At 41.7% G+C, this 16,053-nt stretch carries 11 protein-coding genes and 1 tRNA gene; 3 read left to right on the top strand and 9 right to left on the bottom strand.

Going from position 1 to position 16,053, the window contains the following annotated elements; genetic code table 11:
* Window positions 1-166: 166 nt before the first annotated feature.
* Together D1614_RS00515 and D1614_RS00520 are read right to left on the bottom strand one after the other, a co-directional pair.
* Window positions 167-1,150: a FecR family protein gene (locus D1614_RS00515; RefSeq protein ID WP_119435927.1), complete on the bottom strand. Its 984-nt coding sequence runs from the start codon at window positions 1,148-1,150 to the stop codon at window positions 167-169.
* Between the two features lie 64 nt (window positions 1,151-1,214).
* Window positions 1,215-1,796 carry an RNA polymerase sigma-70 factor gene (locus D1614_RS00520; RefSeq protein WP_119435928.1) on the bottom strand — a complete coding sequence of 194 codons (582 nt, stop codon included), beginning with the start codon at window positions 1,794-1,796 and terminating at the stop codon, window positions 1,215-1,217.
* A gap of 454 nt (window positions 1,797-2,250) precedes the next feature.
* Here D1614_RS00520 and D1614_RS00525 point away from each other — a divergent pair.
* Window positions 2,251-2,325, top strand: a tRNA-Val gene (locus D1614_RS00525).
* Window positions 2,326-2,565: 240 nt separating this feature from the next.
* Here the strand turns inward: D1614_RS00525 and D1614_RS00530 are convergent.
* The 7 genes from D1614_RS00530 to D1614_RS00560 all read right to left on the bottom strand — a co-directional run bounded on the left by D1614_RS00530 (window position 2,566) and on the right by D1614_RS00560 (window position 14,562).
* The gene (locus D1614_RS00530) at window positions 2,566-3,561 is read right to left on the bottom strand and encodes a metallophosphoesterase family protein (protein ID WP_119435929.1); all 996 of its coding nucleotides are present in this window, start codon (window positions 3,559-3,561) and stop codon (window positions 2,566-2,568) included.
* A 39-nt stretch (window positions 3,562-3,600) separates the two neighbouring features.
* Complete coding sequence (locus D1614_RS00535; protein WP_119435930.1) at window positions 3,601-5,982, bottom strand: purple acid phosphatase family protein; 2,382 nt, start codon at window positions 5,980-5,982, stop codon at window positions 3,601-3,603.
* Between the two features lie 82 nt (window positions 5,983-6,064).
* On the bottom strand, window positions 6,065-7,810 hold the full coding sequence (locus D1614_RS00540) for a LamG domain-containing protein (RefSeq protein ID WP_162304362.1): 1,746 nt from the start codon (window positions 7,808-7,810) through the stop codon (window positions 6,065-6,067).
* Between the two features lie 36 nt (window positions 7,811-7,846).
* The gene (locus tag D1614_RS00545; RefSeq protein ID WP_119435932.1) at window positions 7,847-9,322 is read right to left on the bottom strand and encodes a SusD/RagB family nutrient-binding outer membrane lipoprotein; all 1,476 of its coding nucleotides are present in this window, start codon (window positions 9,320-9,322) and stop codon (window positions 7,847-7,849) included.
* A gap of 22 nt (window positions 9,323-9,344) precedes the next feature.
* Window positions 9,345-12,716, bottom strand: a complete 3,372-nt coding sequence (locus tag D1614_RS00550) for a SusC/RagA family TonB-linked outer membrane protein (protein WP_162304363.1) — start codon at window positions 12,714-12,716, stop codon at window positions 9,345-9,347.
* Between the two features lie 157 nt (window positions 12,717-12,873).
* Window positions 12,874-13,908, bottom strand: a complete 1,035-nt coding sequence (locus tag D1614_RS00555; protein ID WP_119435934.1) for a FecR family protein — start codon at window positions 13,906-13,908, stop codon at window positions 12,874-12,876.
* 69 nt (window positions 13,909-13,977) lie between these two features.
* Window positions 13,978-14,562, bottom strand: coding sequence for an RNA polymerase sigma-70 factor (locus tag D1614_RS00560; protein ID WP_119435935.1), 585 nt, complete (start codon window positions 14,560-14,562; stop codon window positions 13,978-13,980).
* Window positions 14,563-14,920: 358 nt separating this feature from the next.
* Between D1614_RS00560 and mocA the strand changes: the two genes are divergently transcribed.
* Both mocA and D1614_RS00570 read left to right on the top strand, forming a co-directional pair.
* Window positions 14,921-15,583, top strand: a complete 663-nt coding sequence (gene mocA / locus D1614_RS00565) for a molybdenum cofactor cytidylyltransferase (RefSeq protein WP_119435936.1) — start codon at window positions 14,921-14,923, stop codon at window positions 15,581-15,583.
* The gene (locus D1614_RS00570; protein ID WP_119435937.1) at window positions 15,567-16,043 is read left to right on the top strand and encodes a (2Fe-2S)-binding protein; all 477 of its coding nucleotides are present in this window, start codon (window positions 15,567-15,569) and stop codon (window positions 16,041-16,043) included. Before mocA ends, D1614_RS00570 begins: the two co-directional genes overlap by 17 nt.
* Window positions 16,044-16,053: the final 10 nt, after the last annotated feature.

A 16,053-nucleotide genomic window follows, 5' to 3' on the forward strand; every position in this document is an offset into this window, starting at 1 on the left:
TCGATTTTTTTCCATAATTTTGAATTGGTTTGAATAAGTAACTATATTATTTATCAACTACATCAAAGGAGCAGGAAGTGCGAGTTCTTGCTTCTTTTCTTTTTGCCTGGTAGCTGAGCAGGAAAATTTGTTTTAGGTCATAAGCATAAGAATTTAGTTTGATCCGTTATTTTTTCTTTTTTATCGTAAACACCCTTGTTTTTTCATTAAAACTATAAGTAACCGGACTTGCCTTACTGATCATTTCCATCACCTCGCTAATGCTTTCCATTTCAATGGTTCCGGTGTACCAGAGTTCATCCAGTTCGTGGTCGGGGCATTCAATGCTCACGTTGTACCAGCGCTCCAGTTTCTTTATAAAAAGAGGAAATGGTTCCCGGTTAAATAGCAGCTTCCCTTCTTTCCACGAAGTGAAGTACTTGGTCTCCACTTGGGTAACAGCAAAGCCTTTGTCTGTTTTTATTACTTGTTCCCCGGGGCGTAGGGTAATTCCTTCTGTTTCCCCGGTTGCCTTAAAGGCAACAATTCCTTCTTCGAGCGTGGTTTCGAAAGCATTGTCGTCGGTATAAGCCTTCACATTAAAGGAAGTGCCCTTTACTTCCACATCGCCATAATTTGTTATGACCACAAATGGCTTGTTGTTTTTTTCTACGTCAAAATAAGCTTCGCCTACAAGCGTTACCGGCCGGGTATGTTTAAATTTCAGGGGATACGAAAGTGTTGTTTCTGAATTCAGCCAAACGAGCGAACCATCGGGTAAGGTTATGTTTGTTTTGGCGCCCGGAGGAGTCACGATTGTTTGTATCTGGTCGGCCAGTTGACCTTGCCCTGCTTTTTGGAAGAAGAAGATCGTACTAACTAATAATGCAAGCACCAAAACAGCGGCGACACGTAAGCCCCAGGCGTAAATTTTTATTTTCCGTCGCATCGTTTTTTGATTTTCGAGCGATATAGCTTCTTTTATTCGTTCATAAAGAGCCGGATTGGTTTTGGGGTTTACATCTTCTGCATTTATTTCCTTGTTCCAAAATGGTTTCATCAGGCTGAAAATCATGAATTCATTTTTCTTATCGGTGATGAAAGCAGAGACTTTCGGAAATTCATCGGGATGTAAAACCGAGTTATAATATTTTTTGAATAAATTCTTCATGTTGTGTTTTCTGTTAGTTAATACACAGCTAAAAGGTTTATCCCTGGCGAAAAATCAAAAAAAATTAGAAAAAAAGATAGAAAAAGAGTACCGACATAAGGCCGATTTTCTCGAGGTTCTTTTTTAAGTGTTTGATAGATTGGTTGATATGGTATTCTACCGTTTTTGTTGAGATGCCTAGTTTTTCTGCAATTTCTTTGTGAGAAAGACCTTCCTCGCGACTTAGGATAAATATTTCTTTTTGGCGTTCGGGGAGCTCATCTACTAAATTGTTCACTTTTTCTTTCAATTCGTGGTATTCAACTTGCTCCATCTGGGAATATTCTTCAGCCAGGGAAAGTTTAAGGATTTCTCCTTTAATATTTTCGTTGTTCAGGCGGCTTCTGAGTGCGTTTAATAAAAGGTTCCGGGTTATGGTAAAAATAAAGGAATTGAAGGTCGCAGCGGAATTTATTTTTTTTCTGTTCATCCAGATTTTTACAAATACTTCCTGCAGGATGTCATCAATGTCTTCTTCGATTTTTAAAAAGGAGCGGGAAAAATTGTATAAACGAGGATAGTAGTGATTAAATAAATCTTCGAGTGGCGCCTCATTGTCATTTGCCAGTTCTGATATTATTTTATCCAGGTTTATTTTGTTAGTCATCGAAATCCGTTAGTTGGCACAAACATATAATTTTTTTGGGAAAGACGTTTAAGTGTTGACATCGGGGAGGGGAAGAAAGGAATTGTGAGAGGAAGTTCTTTTGTGCGTCAACAGCATTGGGAATGTACAGGAAGCTTTTTTTGCATGAAAAATTACATTTTGTTTTAGGAGTGCTTGAGCTTGTAAAAGCACCCGATGTGGCGGCGTTGAGGCGACTCATAGTGGGTTTCTGATTGGACGCAGATATTTATCTTTTTGAGAATGAGGATTTCGGGGAAACAATCGAAAATGCCGGAGAGAAATGCCTTGTTTTTGTTGGTGGCATCATTTTTAGAGAGGCAGAAATTTTATGAATATTTTTTTGCGATTTCTTTGCAGAACTAAAAATAGCTTCTATATTTGCAGCGCCTTTCTGAAAAAGGGGGCGCGTTCAGAAACAAGAAAACAATTTTTAGGGCGATTAGCTCAGTTGGTTCAGAGCATCTGGTTTACACCCAGAGGGTCGGCGGTTCGAATCCGTCATCGCCCACTTAAAAGGTCGAAAGTCATTGTGACGGTCGGCCTTTTTTGTTTTAACCCGAATGCATCTCTAGGGATCAATTTAAAGAGCAGCTTAGAAATCAGGGAGAATGATTTTTTGCATAAATCAGATGATTCCGCTTAAAGAAAAGAAACTCATCCCGGTTTTCATATCGTGATGAGTTTCTTTTTTAGCCTGTCAGTTTTTGCTTCTTGAATGCATTTCCCTGAAGGAGCAGCGGTGCCGTTTTTATTCGGGGTTACTTCGGGTAAAAACAGTTTCATTTATTTTCTCGCCGCCACGTATGCGAAGCCAGGTATCAAATTCCCATTTATCTTCTTTCAAAACAATAACCCGGGCTCCGTTTTTCAGGTCGCCATAAGTGTCCCCACTGCCCGAAAAGCGCCCATAGGCCAATGCTATTCCGTAAAGCGACGAAATGTAATCGTTCACATGATCGTGACCAACAAAGGTCCCCATTACGTCACCTTGCTCCAGCATAGCCAGGAACATTCCGGAGTTAAGAGAAGGCGAACAAACATCTTCGTTCTTAACTCCTACCGGTTGCATTCCTCCATTGCTCCATGCCTGGGTATATTCAGGAAGCGGAATATGAAAAAAGGCCAGGGCCGGAATAGCTTCTCCATTGTTCTTTTCTGTGAAGTTGTTGCTTTTTTGTGTATACCAGTTTATCTGTTCGCGGGTGAACCAACCATAAGTGCCTGTACCTTCAACGGTTGAATATGCATTGGAGTCCATGCAATAAAGAAGGGCTTTGGTAGTTTTGTCACCACCTTTTATTTCCAATACATAATTGCCTGTTCCATAGGCTTCTTCCGTTTTATAAGCAATACAGTTTTTTTCAAGCTGAACCAGTTCCTCCATAATTTCACTTCTGGTTTTATCCGATTCATCATCGTGGTTTCCGAGTACTGCTACCCATGGAATTCCCCTGTCAATCATTGGGGCTGTTAATAGTTCCCAACCCTTGAATACGGGTGCTTTGGTAACTGCATCTCCTGTAAAAACAACCAAATCAGGTCTTTCAATATCAAGCACTTCGTTTATCATGGGTAAAACAACTTCCGATTTTGGTGAATCGAACATAAAATGCAGATCCGTAAATTGTACTATTTTGAAGGTTTTGTCCTCATTAAAATGCAGTGTTTGCTGTCCAATAGCGGTACCATTTAAGCCCAAAACAACTACCAGGACTACCAGAATTTTCAACGTCATTTTTCTCATAATATATTGTGAATTTAAATACAAGCACTCTTTAGGTGGCTAGTCTGAAATTATAATTTTCCCTTTCCCCACGATTGTTTGCTTATCTCTAACCATAAACATATAAAATCCGGGGACTAATGAATCTCGTTCAATAATAATCCGATTTGCTTCAACCCTGTAGCGGCAACTTAGCTTGCACCCATTTACGTCAACCAAGCTAAGTTTTAGCCCGGAGTAATCCGAGTCGGGCAACTGAATGTACGATTGGCAAACCATTGGATTTGGCACAACTTTGAGCTCCGGAATATACGGACGAATTGTGTTATTAACAGAAGTAACTACACTACAATCTACTTTAGCTGATCCTAAAGTAAGAAAAAGGTCATCAAAATAACTGTCGTTATCATTCCCTGCATTTCGTGTCCCTTTCAGCTCAAATTTAATGGTTTTGGTATGTTGCGGAATATGGGTAGTCGCGCTTAAAAGAGTCCAGTTGCTATTGAGGGTAGTCAAAGTATTTCCTTCGCTGATCTTCTGGTTATTCGAGTCATAAAAAAGGATTTTCAATTCAGGACGATCGCTTCCATTGTAATTCGACAAGTAGCCGCCATAATTTACCTTAAAATTTCCGGTGGCTATCGAATCGCTGTAAGAACTGACATCGACATATTGCGATGCTTTTGCAACGGCGCTTGAATTGCATAAACCTCCTACAATAAAATATTTTTGACCATTGTACGGACTAGTGCCGTCACATTCTCCCTCAGCCAAAGCTTCTACTACTCCTTGTATCGTTTGCCAGTTATCCAGTCCGTTTTCTGCTCCCGGATTTTTTAAGAGGTTGGGAAGCGATTGGGATTCACCGGTTGAAAAAGCCAGTGGTTCCGACCATTCACTCCAGTTTAATTCCTTGTCGCGATATCTTACTCTCCACCAATAGTTCGTATTCTCACTTAATCCGGCCATCGGTTCATCGGTTAAATCATCACCTTCCTGAGTATTAACCTCGTTGTACCAGTTTTCAAACGTCTTCCAGCTGTCGCCCACAGGATTTGAAAAATCGGTGGCACTGGTTGATACCTGCCAGTGGCTTTGTGCATGCTCTGAATTTGTATTGGCCGAAGAAAAATTATCAGCCTTTAAAACAACACATTCCGGTATTAATTTTTGATTGGCTGGACTGATTCCTTCCGGTCTGTTTACAAGTGAGGCATTTTTTCGGATGGTTACAACATCCGTTTGCTGGTTTTCTATCACCTGATCCTGATCTCCGCGGCTAATCCGTCTTAAAACCAGTTTCGGGTCATTGCCATCGGTTACATCTATTACAACGAAACCATATTCATCTTGCGAAACCGAAAACTCATCGTAATCGCGGTTGGGAAATTCGCCCCAGTTATCGATGGCCCCACTGGCGGTAGCCACATTAACCCAAAGGTGTTTTTGATCTCTCGACTGCCCCCTGGAATACCCGTGCGTATGACCAAACAGGTGTACAACCGGTTTCCCGCTTTGTGCAGCAAAATCATCCAGCTTTTCAATTACCTTCCCTGTAAAATCGGATTCCCCGGGTGTCCACAGTTCCGATTTATAAGGATGATGCATTTGTGCAAATACAAAATCGATAGAATCGGCTGTTAAAGTATTGTTCAGTGTTTGTTGTAACCATGCCAGTTGAACATTCCCATTGTATGGACCGTTAGAGTTCAATCCAATAATCCGGAGATTCCCATAGTCTTTAAACCACCAGTGTTCTTTGTAGCTTTCGGTTCCGTTTTCAGGCAATTTAAAGTAATTAAAGTAATAGGCCGAGTTATTTTCATGATTCCCCAGAACCGGGTAAACCGGGACCTGGCTGTATAACTTTTCTGCCGGATTAAAGAAATCGTTTTTCCATTGACTAAAAGTTTCGCCATTGCTCACCAAATCGCCCGGAAGCATGATCAACGCCAAATTATCGGTAATCTTACCACCATACTTGGTCTTAAAATATTTTAAAACCCCTTCTTCCACAATTTCTTTGAATTTGTTGGGGTGATCTCCATCCTTTTGCATATCACTCATGGCAACAATGCGAAAAGGCTTTTCGTCGGCTGCCAGAGGAGGTGTTTTGAACTCGAAAATATCGGAAATGGCATTTCCTGTTTTTACGCGGTAGTAATATCTGGTATAGTGGGCGAGGTTTTCAAGTTGAACCTGGTGCAATCTCGAAGTGTTGGATGAAAAGGAGGTTCCGTAACTTACATTTCCCAGTTCGATGGAAGTGCCCCACTCAACCACACTTTCGTTGGTTTGGTTGGTTTCCCATAATAGGTTGACCGAGTTGGGTGTTACATCCTGAAGATAAGGTTGAATTGTAATGTCTTGGGCATTGCCGGTTGAGATGGTGAAAAAAAATAACAGGAATGCCCCAACAACGATGTTGTTAATTGGATTCATAATTAAGATGTTTCGGAAGTTGTAAGAATGAAAGAGGACAAGCCAAAAGCCTGTTCCCCTTTCATTTGTGTTCTTCCGAGTATTAGTTATTGAACAAATCTGTTATATTTTCCGGGGTAAGGACGTAGTCATAAATCACAACATTGGCCATTTTCCCCTCAAAAAATTGTCCGTATGTGGCCGGACCATCCTGCGCCATTCTTAACGGATTTCCGCTGTTAATGCTTCCAACTGCCGACATATCGGCGCCACCTACAGCAACAGCATCCTGATACATGGTCATATTTCCATCACGGTCGAAGGTAACAGTTAACATATGCCAGTTACCGCCGTTAAACGGAATACCATCGCCCGAAGTACTCCAATCCGCTTTGTTTCCGCCACCATCAGATACAGCTACACGCCAGTTATCCCCCCGAAAAGCAATGGATAAACCTGTATTGCCGGAACTATCCCAATCCTGGTCTCCAATCATAACCGGATCACTGTCAGCAGAAGTTGTATTCACCCAAAATGAAATTGAAAAATCTCCTTCGTACCTGAAACCAAGATCATCGTCGGCTAAAGTTGCGTACTGATTTGTTCCGTTAAACTGATAACCTTTTAGTCCATTGCCAAAATTTTCCATGGCAATGTCGCCTGTTTTTTCAACCTGAATTAATTTCTTAAGACCTGCTGCCATTTCAACCGTGGCACCGGTAGAAGGATCTTTGGAAATTTCAGCCACCTCGGCCGGAGTCAATACATAATCGTAAATCTTACTTTCCGCAATGTCGCCAACAAACGGGACACCATAAGTTCCTGTTCCGTCCTGCCCAATGTGAATAAAGTAATCGTTGAGAATACTTCCTACTGCTGACATATCATCGCTGGCAACTTCTACTCCATCCTGGTACATGGACATATTTCCATCGCGATCGAAAGTAACAGCCAGCAAATGCCAGTCGCCGTCATTAAATGGCATACCATCGGTACTTGCATCTGCTTTGTTGCCATTTCCATCCGAAATTGCCACTCGCCAGGCATCGCCGGTAAATGCAATTGTAAAACCGGTATTGTTTGAGCTGTTCCAATCCTGGTCGCCCATCATTGCCGGATCGCTGACCGAAGAGGAGGTACGTACCCAGAAAGAAACGGAGAAATCGCTTGTGCCTCTGAAATTAAGGTCTGGATCGCCTTCAACCGTTGTATAGTTTGCAGCATTCCCGTCGTAACTGTGTCCGTAACGATTGGCCTCGAATACAGTAAGTGCAACCTCCGGGTTATTTACCAGGATATGTTTGTTTTCACCCTGTTTACGAATTAACTCAAACCCGGTAGGCAATTTTGGTGGAGGTGATTTAAAGCGCACGGTGTAGAACATTCCTTCGATAAAAGGACCTCCGTTTGGGTTTTGGTAATAAAACTTGAAAAGCATCTTTTTGCTTTTGCCTTCTCCAATACCTAATTCTGCCAGAGTTGTGTTTATCAACAGCTTATAAGTAGCTCCGTCTTTCTGAAATTCAGTATACTCCTTTATTAAAGTAGTTTGGTTCGACTCCAGTATTTCGAGTTTAACCGGCTCGAGACGCAGTACAAAATCAAAGCCTATGGTCTGGTCTTCCAAATAAGTATTTTCCTCTTTCGGATTGTAGTCCAGTTCGGCCAATTCTCCGGAAGTATATGCACTTCCTGTTTCGGGGTTAATGGGGGTAAATATTGCCTTGTTGTCTTCTGTAATGATGTATGGGACAATATTGGGATCGGATATATCGTACTCACAGGCAGTTGCCGCCAAAAGAACAACCGCCATAAGTAGTGTTTTTATGTAACTATATGATTTTTTCATCTTATTCATTTTTTGATTGTGAAAATGCCAAACGTATTACTTCATATGCCATAATACAGCGTCTACATCATCTACTTCGGAGCCAAACTGGCGAACCAATGCTTCTCTGTAGTTTAGCGGATTATCGGTATCTCTTTCTACGGTAGGATACATCCAGCGTACCGGAATCTTTTCTCTCGGCGTATTTTCAGAAGAAACAGCAAACTCCGGAACACCTGTTCGGCGCTGATTAAAAAAGGCCTCCCAACCTGAGTTCTGGAAGAATCCGATGTATTTTTGGGTAAGAATCTGTTCCAGACCATCGATGTTATCGCCAATGTATGCTCCCAATCCGTTCAGGAAGCCTGCGATATTTTCCGGGGCAACTCCGTTAAATTCCATCGATGCAGTTACGGCATTGTCGTAGTGCATTTTTGCATTCGGGATCCAACCACGGTTTGCTGCCTCAGCCAGGGTAAACTCCTGCTCTACATAACTTAGAAACACGTTGGGAATACCCACATAATTGATGTAGCGACTGTTTTTGACTCTCGAAAACAATCCGGCATTTTTAGCACTTTGCAACTCACCCAACGCTGTTGAAACATAGGGGCCGGCATAAGCATCGAAATCGGAAGCAGCATTTGGATCGGCAGCAAGGGCAGCCGGTGTTGGATCAGCAACCATGAACAAACGGGGATCTTTATTTGCCTTTAATAAATCAACAAACAGCCCTCCTACAACGGTACGGTCAACGGCACTTGGCGAGTCAGGATTAAGCCCGAAGCGGAAACCGTCTTCGTCCCAGTGTTCGTATTTCATGTCGTCTTCGTTCCCTCTGAAAAGCGGATATTTATCCGGATTGTTTACAATGTTGGCAAATCTGCCTTTTATATTCAGCTCAGAATCGTCTGCTTTTTTGCTTAATTCAATTAAAATGCGCAGCGTGTAAGAGTTTATCACTCGTTGCCACATGCTCAGGTCGCCACCGTAATAAAAATCTCCGGCTACGGTAAGGCTTTCCTTCACCAGGGGATCAATTTCAGAATTAGCTTCATCCAACCACTCCAAAAGCTGTATAAAAATGGTTTTTTGAGAATCATAAACCGGATAGATAATTCCCTCTTCCAAATGTAAAGCTTCACTTAACGGGATGTCTCCCATTCGGCGTACCATCTCAAAATAGGTGTGTACTTTCAGAAATTTTGCCAATGGAGCATATCCTCTTGCTCCAATCTTTTCGGCTTCTTCCACCATAAACTCAAGGCTCTGTATGTCCTTGTGATAAAAATAGCCCCTGTAATTCACATAAAGAACCGGTCCGCTATCGCCACCCACCGAATGGTGATGTTGAGTGGTCATGTAAGTGCCTGAAAACGGACCGCTTGCTTCGGGTAAAAAGTTGGTGAAAATTAAGGACGGAGCCACGCTCGTAGGTTCATTAGGATTCACGCGCAGTTCTTCAAAATCGGCGCAGCTACTGATAAATATTAGCAATGTTAGTAACACTGCCAGTGTTTTATTATTTTTCATTTCGTCTAGTTTTATTCAAAGGTTAAAAGGTCAAATCAATATTAAAACCAATGGTTCGCATTGAAGGCAGCTGCAAGCCTGCTTCATCTCTAACGCCTGATCTTCCCGAAATAGTAAAGCTATCGAGATCAGCATATGTGTCATCTTTTGTCCAGTAGAATAAATTGCGGGCCACTACCGAGAAACTTGCTTTTGAAAACGGAAGCTTCTGCAGGGTTGCGTCAGTAAAGTTGTAGGTTAAGGATACTTCCCGAAGCTTAACAAACGTTTTTTCCAGTGTTACGCTGGGCCAATCTGCCTTGTAACGTTTTGCCCAGTCTTCGTAAAACACCAGTTGAGTATTGTCTGCATACTCTCTTGTGTCCTCAATAATGTTTCCTTCAGGATCGTAGGTTGCCTCGCCCGAAACCACTATTTTGCCCGGCACCAACATGGTTTTAATTCCCTGGTTACCCAATTCGCGGTTCTGACCGATTGCATCGGGGTGTGATCCCGAACGCCACAGATCCCTGGTCAGGTTATCAAACAGGAAGCCTCCAACACGGCCATCAATCAGGAAAGACAAATCAAAATTCTTGTAGCTTAAATTGTTCGTTAAGCCAAAGGTCCAGTCCGGCTCATAGTATCCCTGTTTTTGCACGTGTTCGGTACGCAACGGCAGACCATTTGATCCAATAATCAGATCTCCATCGGGAGTTTTTTGCCAATTGTAATACCAATAGCTTCCGGTTCTGTCGCCAATCTCCGTCCTTCCTTCTGCCAACCGAGGCGATCCGTCCAGGTTATCAGGCAAACTTTTGAGTGTTTCCCGGTACATGTCCCAGTTAAGGGTCATATCCCACGAAAAATCCTGGGTTTTAACCGGAGTTCCCGTTAAAACTACTTCCCAACCATAGCGTTCGACTTCTCGTCCGTTGGTTTTATGATAGCCGTAACCTGTCGCATTTGAAATGGATTGATCGTAGATTTGCGGTCCGTTAATTAAGTTAAAGTAGGTAACGTCGACGCCTAAGCGATTATCAAAGAAACGAAGATCGGCACCGTACTCAAACGATGAGTTAAACTGTGGTTGCAGATTGGGATCAATGAGCGTGCCCGATATCCATGCAGTTGGCATGTTCCGTCTTTTAGAAGTTCCCAGGGTATTAATTGCAGAATAAGCTCCCAGGTCGCCACCTACTTTTGCATAAGCTCCCCTCAACTTGAAAAAGCTGATTAAATCCGGCAAATCAACCATTTTATCAACGATGGCACTTACCGAAACAGAAGGATAGAAGAAGGCATCGTTTCCTTCGATTAAAGCAGAAGAACGGTCTCTGCGAAGTGTTGCATTTACAAAAAACAAGTCTTTAAATCCCAGGTCAACATAAGTATACAAACTGTTTACTGCCTTTTTTGACAGGTAACTTCCCGGCAGTACTTTTTCTGCACTATTCGACAAAGTATAAAGTCCCGGCACAACCATATTGGAAGTTCCTGCCGAAGAATTCCTGTAATGATCGTTTAAAACATTTCCTCCCAGTGAAGTATTTAGCTCTAGCTGATCATTGAAAAATTTATCGGCATAGTTAAACAGGAAATCGGTATTTTTTGTAACCGTTTTATAGTTATAAATAGCGTATCGACCTTCCCTGTCAGGAATACCATAATCGTAGAACGAAAATGGGTCACGGCTCTCACGAATCAGGTTATCATCGTGAATGTGATGGCGAACAAACACATTCATCTTGTCGTTAATTTTGTAATTCAGTTTTGCAAAAGCAATTATATCAGAACGATCATAACTCCTTTTTCTCTCTTTAGCCCAAAACCAGGGATTATTGTATCTCCATTTTTCGGCAAAACGCTGTTCAATACCTTCTTTTCCTTCTTCCCAGTAATTTTTCATATCGTTGATATCCCAGTGCGCTCCACCCCAGATAGAGATAAGATAAATCGGGCTGGTGGGGCCGTATTCAGTTCTTGGGATGTTGGGAGTTTCCTGGGTATTGTACTGCAATGACGCTTCAACCTTGAATTTCTTTGATAGATTCAAATCACCGGCAATCCTTAGAGTATTAATATCCAATTTGCTTCCCGGTACAATTCCTTTTACTTTCCGGTAGGTATCCGATAAAATAACCGAACCATATTTCCCGGTATTTTTTACCGTTACATTGTAGGTTCCGGTAAAACCGGTCTGAAGAAAATCGTCGAGATTGTTTGTGTTTCGTGTTACCCATGGAGTCGGGATTCTTTCACCCGTCTCCGGATTAATGGGGCTGTCCCACTGAGGCAGTAAGCGGCCATCAAAACGTGGTCCCCAAATATCGTAGTCACTGTCGTTAATACCACCACCACGGCCATCGTAATACTCGTACTGACCACGCGATCCCGGGCCAAATTCGGTTTGTGCTCTTGGAATACGAATAAAAGAAGTTTGGAAAGTATTGGTACTGTTAAAGCTAACAGTCGTTTTTTCTTCTTGCTGAACACCTTTTTTCAAGGTAATCTGAATGGCTCCGTTAAGCCCGCGTGATCCATAGAGTGCCGCAGATACAGGCCCTTTCAACACACTTATGTTTTCGATATCATCGGAGTTAAAGTTCCATCCATCGGCACTTACCGGAACACCGTCAATTACAATCAGCGGTTGCTTGCCACGAAGATACACCTGAGGATCGCCAAAAAATTCGCTGGTATTTGCAACAATTACTCCCGCAATTTTCCCGGTAAGACTTTCAATAACCGTGGGAGCTTTGGCTTTTTGCAGCGATTCGCCCTTTACTTCCTGTACCGAGTAGCCAACTCGCTTTTTTAATTTCTTAATACCAAGGGCAGTAACTACTACTTCGTCAACACCAACAGAAGTTTCCTGCATTACCACATCCACTACACTTTGTCCGTCTACCGAAACTTCGAGTGTTTCCAATCCAATAAACGAAAACACCAGTGTCCCGTTTTCAGGAATACGAGACAAAGAGAATTCTCCGTCACTATTTGAGGTCGTGCCGTTGGTCGTTCCTTTCAAAACAATTGTAACTCCCGGAAGAGGCTGTCCGTTTTTGTCTGTTACAGTACCGGAAACTGATTTTTGCTGAACCGAATCTCCTTTGCCTTCCTTTTTCGAGAGTATTATCTGTTTATTGTTAAAGGTGTAGGTCACACCTTTGTCTTTAAACAATATGTCTAATACCTCTACTACTGATTTGTTTTTAATATCAAGTGTTACAATTTCGTTGAGATCCAATACTTTGTTGTTGTAAAACAAAAAGTATTCACTTTCTTTTTCAATAAGTTGCAGCACTTCTGACAGGGTTGTGTTTTCAACCTTAATGTTTAATTTACTGCCTTGTGCAAAATTGTCTAAAGCCAAAGATTGAAGGCTTGTCAAAACAATAAGAAAAATACTCAAGCGCATAATTTTAACGATTTTTTTGACACAGCTAAATAAATAACTGTGGTCCTTTAGGAACCATTTTTTTTTCATACTTTTGATTTTCTACTGGATTAATTATTTAATTATGATTAGTTCTAGCAAAGGATAGTGCGTCACCACTGTCCTTTGTTTTTTATTTAGCCCATATGCGTACCTCCCTGTTTTTTATGCTGGTTTTTGCAGCGGTAGAAAGTTCAATCATTTGCAATACTTCGCCCAATGTTTCATCCTGGATGGTTGCTGTGTATTTTATGTCCGAACCAATCAGCGAATCGTCCACTTCAATGTTACAATTATACCAGCGCCCTAACAACTTAACTACTTCCTTCAACGGCGCATCTCTGAAAATCAGGCGCCCGTCTTTCCACGAAGTTGATAGTTCTGTTTTAACATTTTCAACATATAATTTTCTGGATGTCTTATCAAGTACAGCCTGTTGCCCGGGAGCCAATTTCGTGACTACTCTTTCTTGTGAATCAAGCAGTGCGATACAACCTTCTTCGAGGGTGGTAATGATTTGACCGTCGTTAGTGTAATTGGATACATCAAACGAAGTACCCAATACTTTTACTTTCATTTGATTTACCTCTACCAGAAAAGCATGTCTTGGACTGTGCGAAACTTTAAAATACCCTTGTCCTGTGAGTTTTACATTTCGTTGTTTTTGTTGGGTCATAGCTATCGGATATTCGAGGCTACTTCCTGAATTCAGCCACACTTCGGTTTTGTCGGGCAAAGTAAAATGAACCCTTGATCCGGGATTTGCTTCAACCTTTTGCATGATCATTTCGGCCTGCTTGTTTTGAATATTGTCTTGGGCAAGCATGAACCCGGTGTAAACCAGCAAAGGGATAAATAAAATGGCAGCGATTCTGGTAATGGTTGTTTTCCAGCTGATTGTACGGGATCGTTCCGCTTGCTTTTTTAGCGTCTCTTCTTGTTGCATCAGAGTCCATAACTTTAGTTTCAGATGTTCGAGAGATGGTTCTGCTGATAAACCTGAAGTATCGAGGTTTTGCCAGTGTTCTGACATCAATTCATTGAGTTGTTTATCCTTGTAAGAAGAGCCTATGTGATTTCGTAGCTGCTCTTGTTCGCTTTCACTTAAAGTGTCTGTCAGCAATTTAGCGAGCAGCTCTTTTATGTTAGTTTTATCGATTGATTTCATTATGTAATTCTGCGTAATGTATAGGTATACACACGAAGACGAATCAACCCCTATTGTAGAATTAAAATTTTATAAGAAAATTTCGAAAAAGATAATTCCTGAGAAACCAAGCTTTAACAAATTCTGTCTGATATCAGCCAAGGCTGAGGTCATTTGATTTTCCACCGTTTTTACCGAAACATCCATTTTTTTCGCAATCTCAACATTTGAAAAATTTCTGTAACGGCTTAATATGAATATTTCTTTACGTCTGGGGGGGAGTTTGTCAATCGATTTTTTATAGGCCCTTTCCAATTCATTAAAATCCAACTCCTCATCCAGCAATACATTTTTCTCCAAATGGAGTTTGACATAATTCATGTAAACCTGCTGGTATTTTTCTTTACGGATGGTATTTAATATGGCATTTCGGGTAATGGTGAAAAGAAAAGATTCGAAGGATGTACCGGCAAGCAGCTCTTCTCTCGATTTCCAGATTTTCAAAAACACCTCCTGTACAATATCTTCAGCCTCTTGTTTGTTTTTTAGATAACCCATCGAAAAATGATAGATCTTCCGACTATAATTATCAAATAAAACCTGAAACGCAAATGGAGATCCCTTTTGTATTTGCTCTAAGAGGTCGTTCGTTTTATTTGGCTTTAGTTCCGGCAATTGGTTTAATTCTCAGTTTAGATAGCATACAAATTAAAGTAAAATTTGACAAATTGAGAAATATGCTCAACCTTCATTGTAAGATCTATTTTTGTTATGTCATTTATGGATTAGTCGGGCGATAACTGTTCAGTTTCATCCAACACAAAAGGCTTGAATACACTATAATTCGTTTAAAATTAATCAGAACCCATTGGTATTCTTTTGGGTGCATTGTTCTGGTAGAGCGCTCGTGTATCATGCGATTATTGAAATAAACCCTCGATGTAAAATTTTCCGGACAAGGTGATCTGTTGAGTCTGTTGTAAAACCATTCTTCTTGTAACTGAGCAATCTGTTTTCTTCTTAAATTTGAAGAATGACAAGCACTTACCAAAATTCAGCAGACGATTCCCAAGAGACAAATCAATCCTCAAAAAAGAAAGTTTGGTGCCTGATTTTGGCAGCGGGAGAATCAACGCGCATGAAGCAGCAAAAATTACTGATGCCCTGGAACGGGAAAACAGTTGTTGAGGCAACTGTAGAAAAGGCTTTGGCTTCAGATACTGATCAGGTGTTGGTGGTTACCGGCAGTCATCGTTCAGAAATTGAGTCGCTTTTAAAACCCTCCGGCGTTAAGATCGTAGTAAATGAAAGTTATCAGGATGGAATGCTTTCGTCGGTGCTTTGCGGAATAAAGACGATCCCTTCAGCGGTGGATGCTGTGTTGGTAATGCTGGGAGATCAACCGATGATTCAAACTTCGGTAATCAACAGGATCATTGAAATTTACCAAAAGGAAGGGGCGAAAATCATTCTCCCGGTTTGGGAGGAGAAGAGGGGACACCCGGTTTTATTTGATCTGCAATTTCGGGAAGAAATGTTCGGGCTAAAAGGAAATCCGGGATTGCGCGAATTGCTGCAACGATATCCGAATGATGTGAAAGAGCTGGAAGTCGATACTTCAGAGATCGTTGAAGATTTGGACACGCAGGAAGATTACCAAAAACTAAAAGATACATACTATGGCGGAAACGATTGAATTCAGGTTGAACGGTAAAAACATTGCTGTTGAACTCGATGCCTCCAAAACCTTACTGTGGGTGTTGCGTACGCATTTCAACCTCACGGGCACCAAGTACGGATGTGGAGAAGGTTATTGCGGTGCATGCACGGTTTTGATCGACGGTTCGGCAGTCCGGTCCTGTATCACCAGTCTGGGTGAAGTGGCCGGGAAAAGTGTTGTCACGATTGAAGGACTGGCTGATGGCGATAAACTACATCCGGTGCAGCAGGCCTTTGTCGACAACGATGCGCTTCAGTGCGGGTATTGCACCCCCGGAATGATCATGAATGCTGTCGGTCTGATCAACGACAATCCAAATCCAACCCATGAGGATATCATCTGGGGAATGGAAAACAATCTTTGTCGATGTGGTGCTCACAATCGCATAATTGAGGCTATTGAAACGGCGGCTGCCGGGATGCGCAACAAAAAGTAATACCCGAATT

Source organism: Maribellus luteus (assembly GCF_003576475.1).
GTDB classification, from domain to species: Bacteria; Bacteroidota; Bacteroidia; order Bacteroidales; family Prolixibacteraceae; genus Draconibacterium; species Draconibacterium luteum.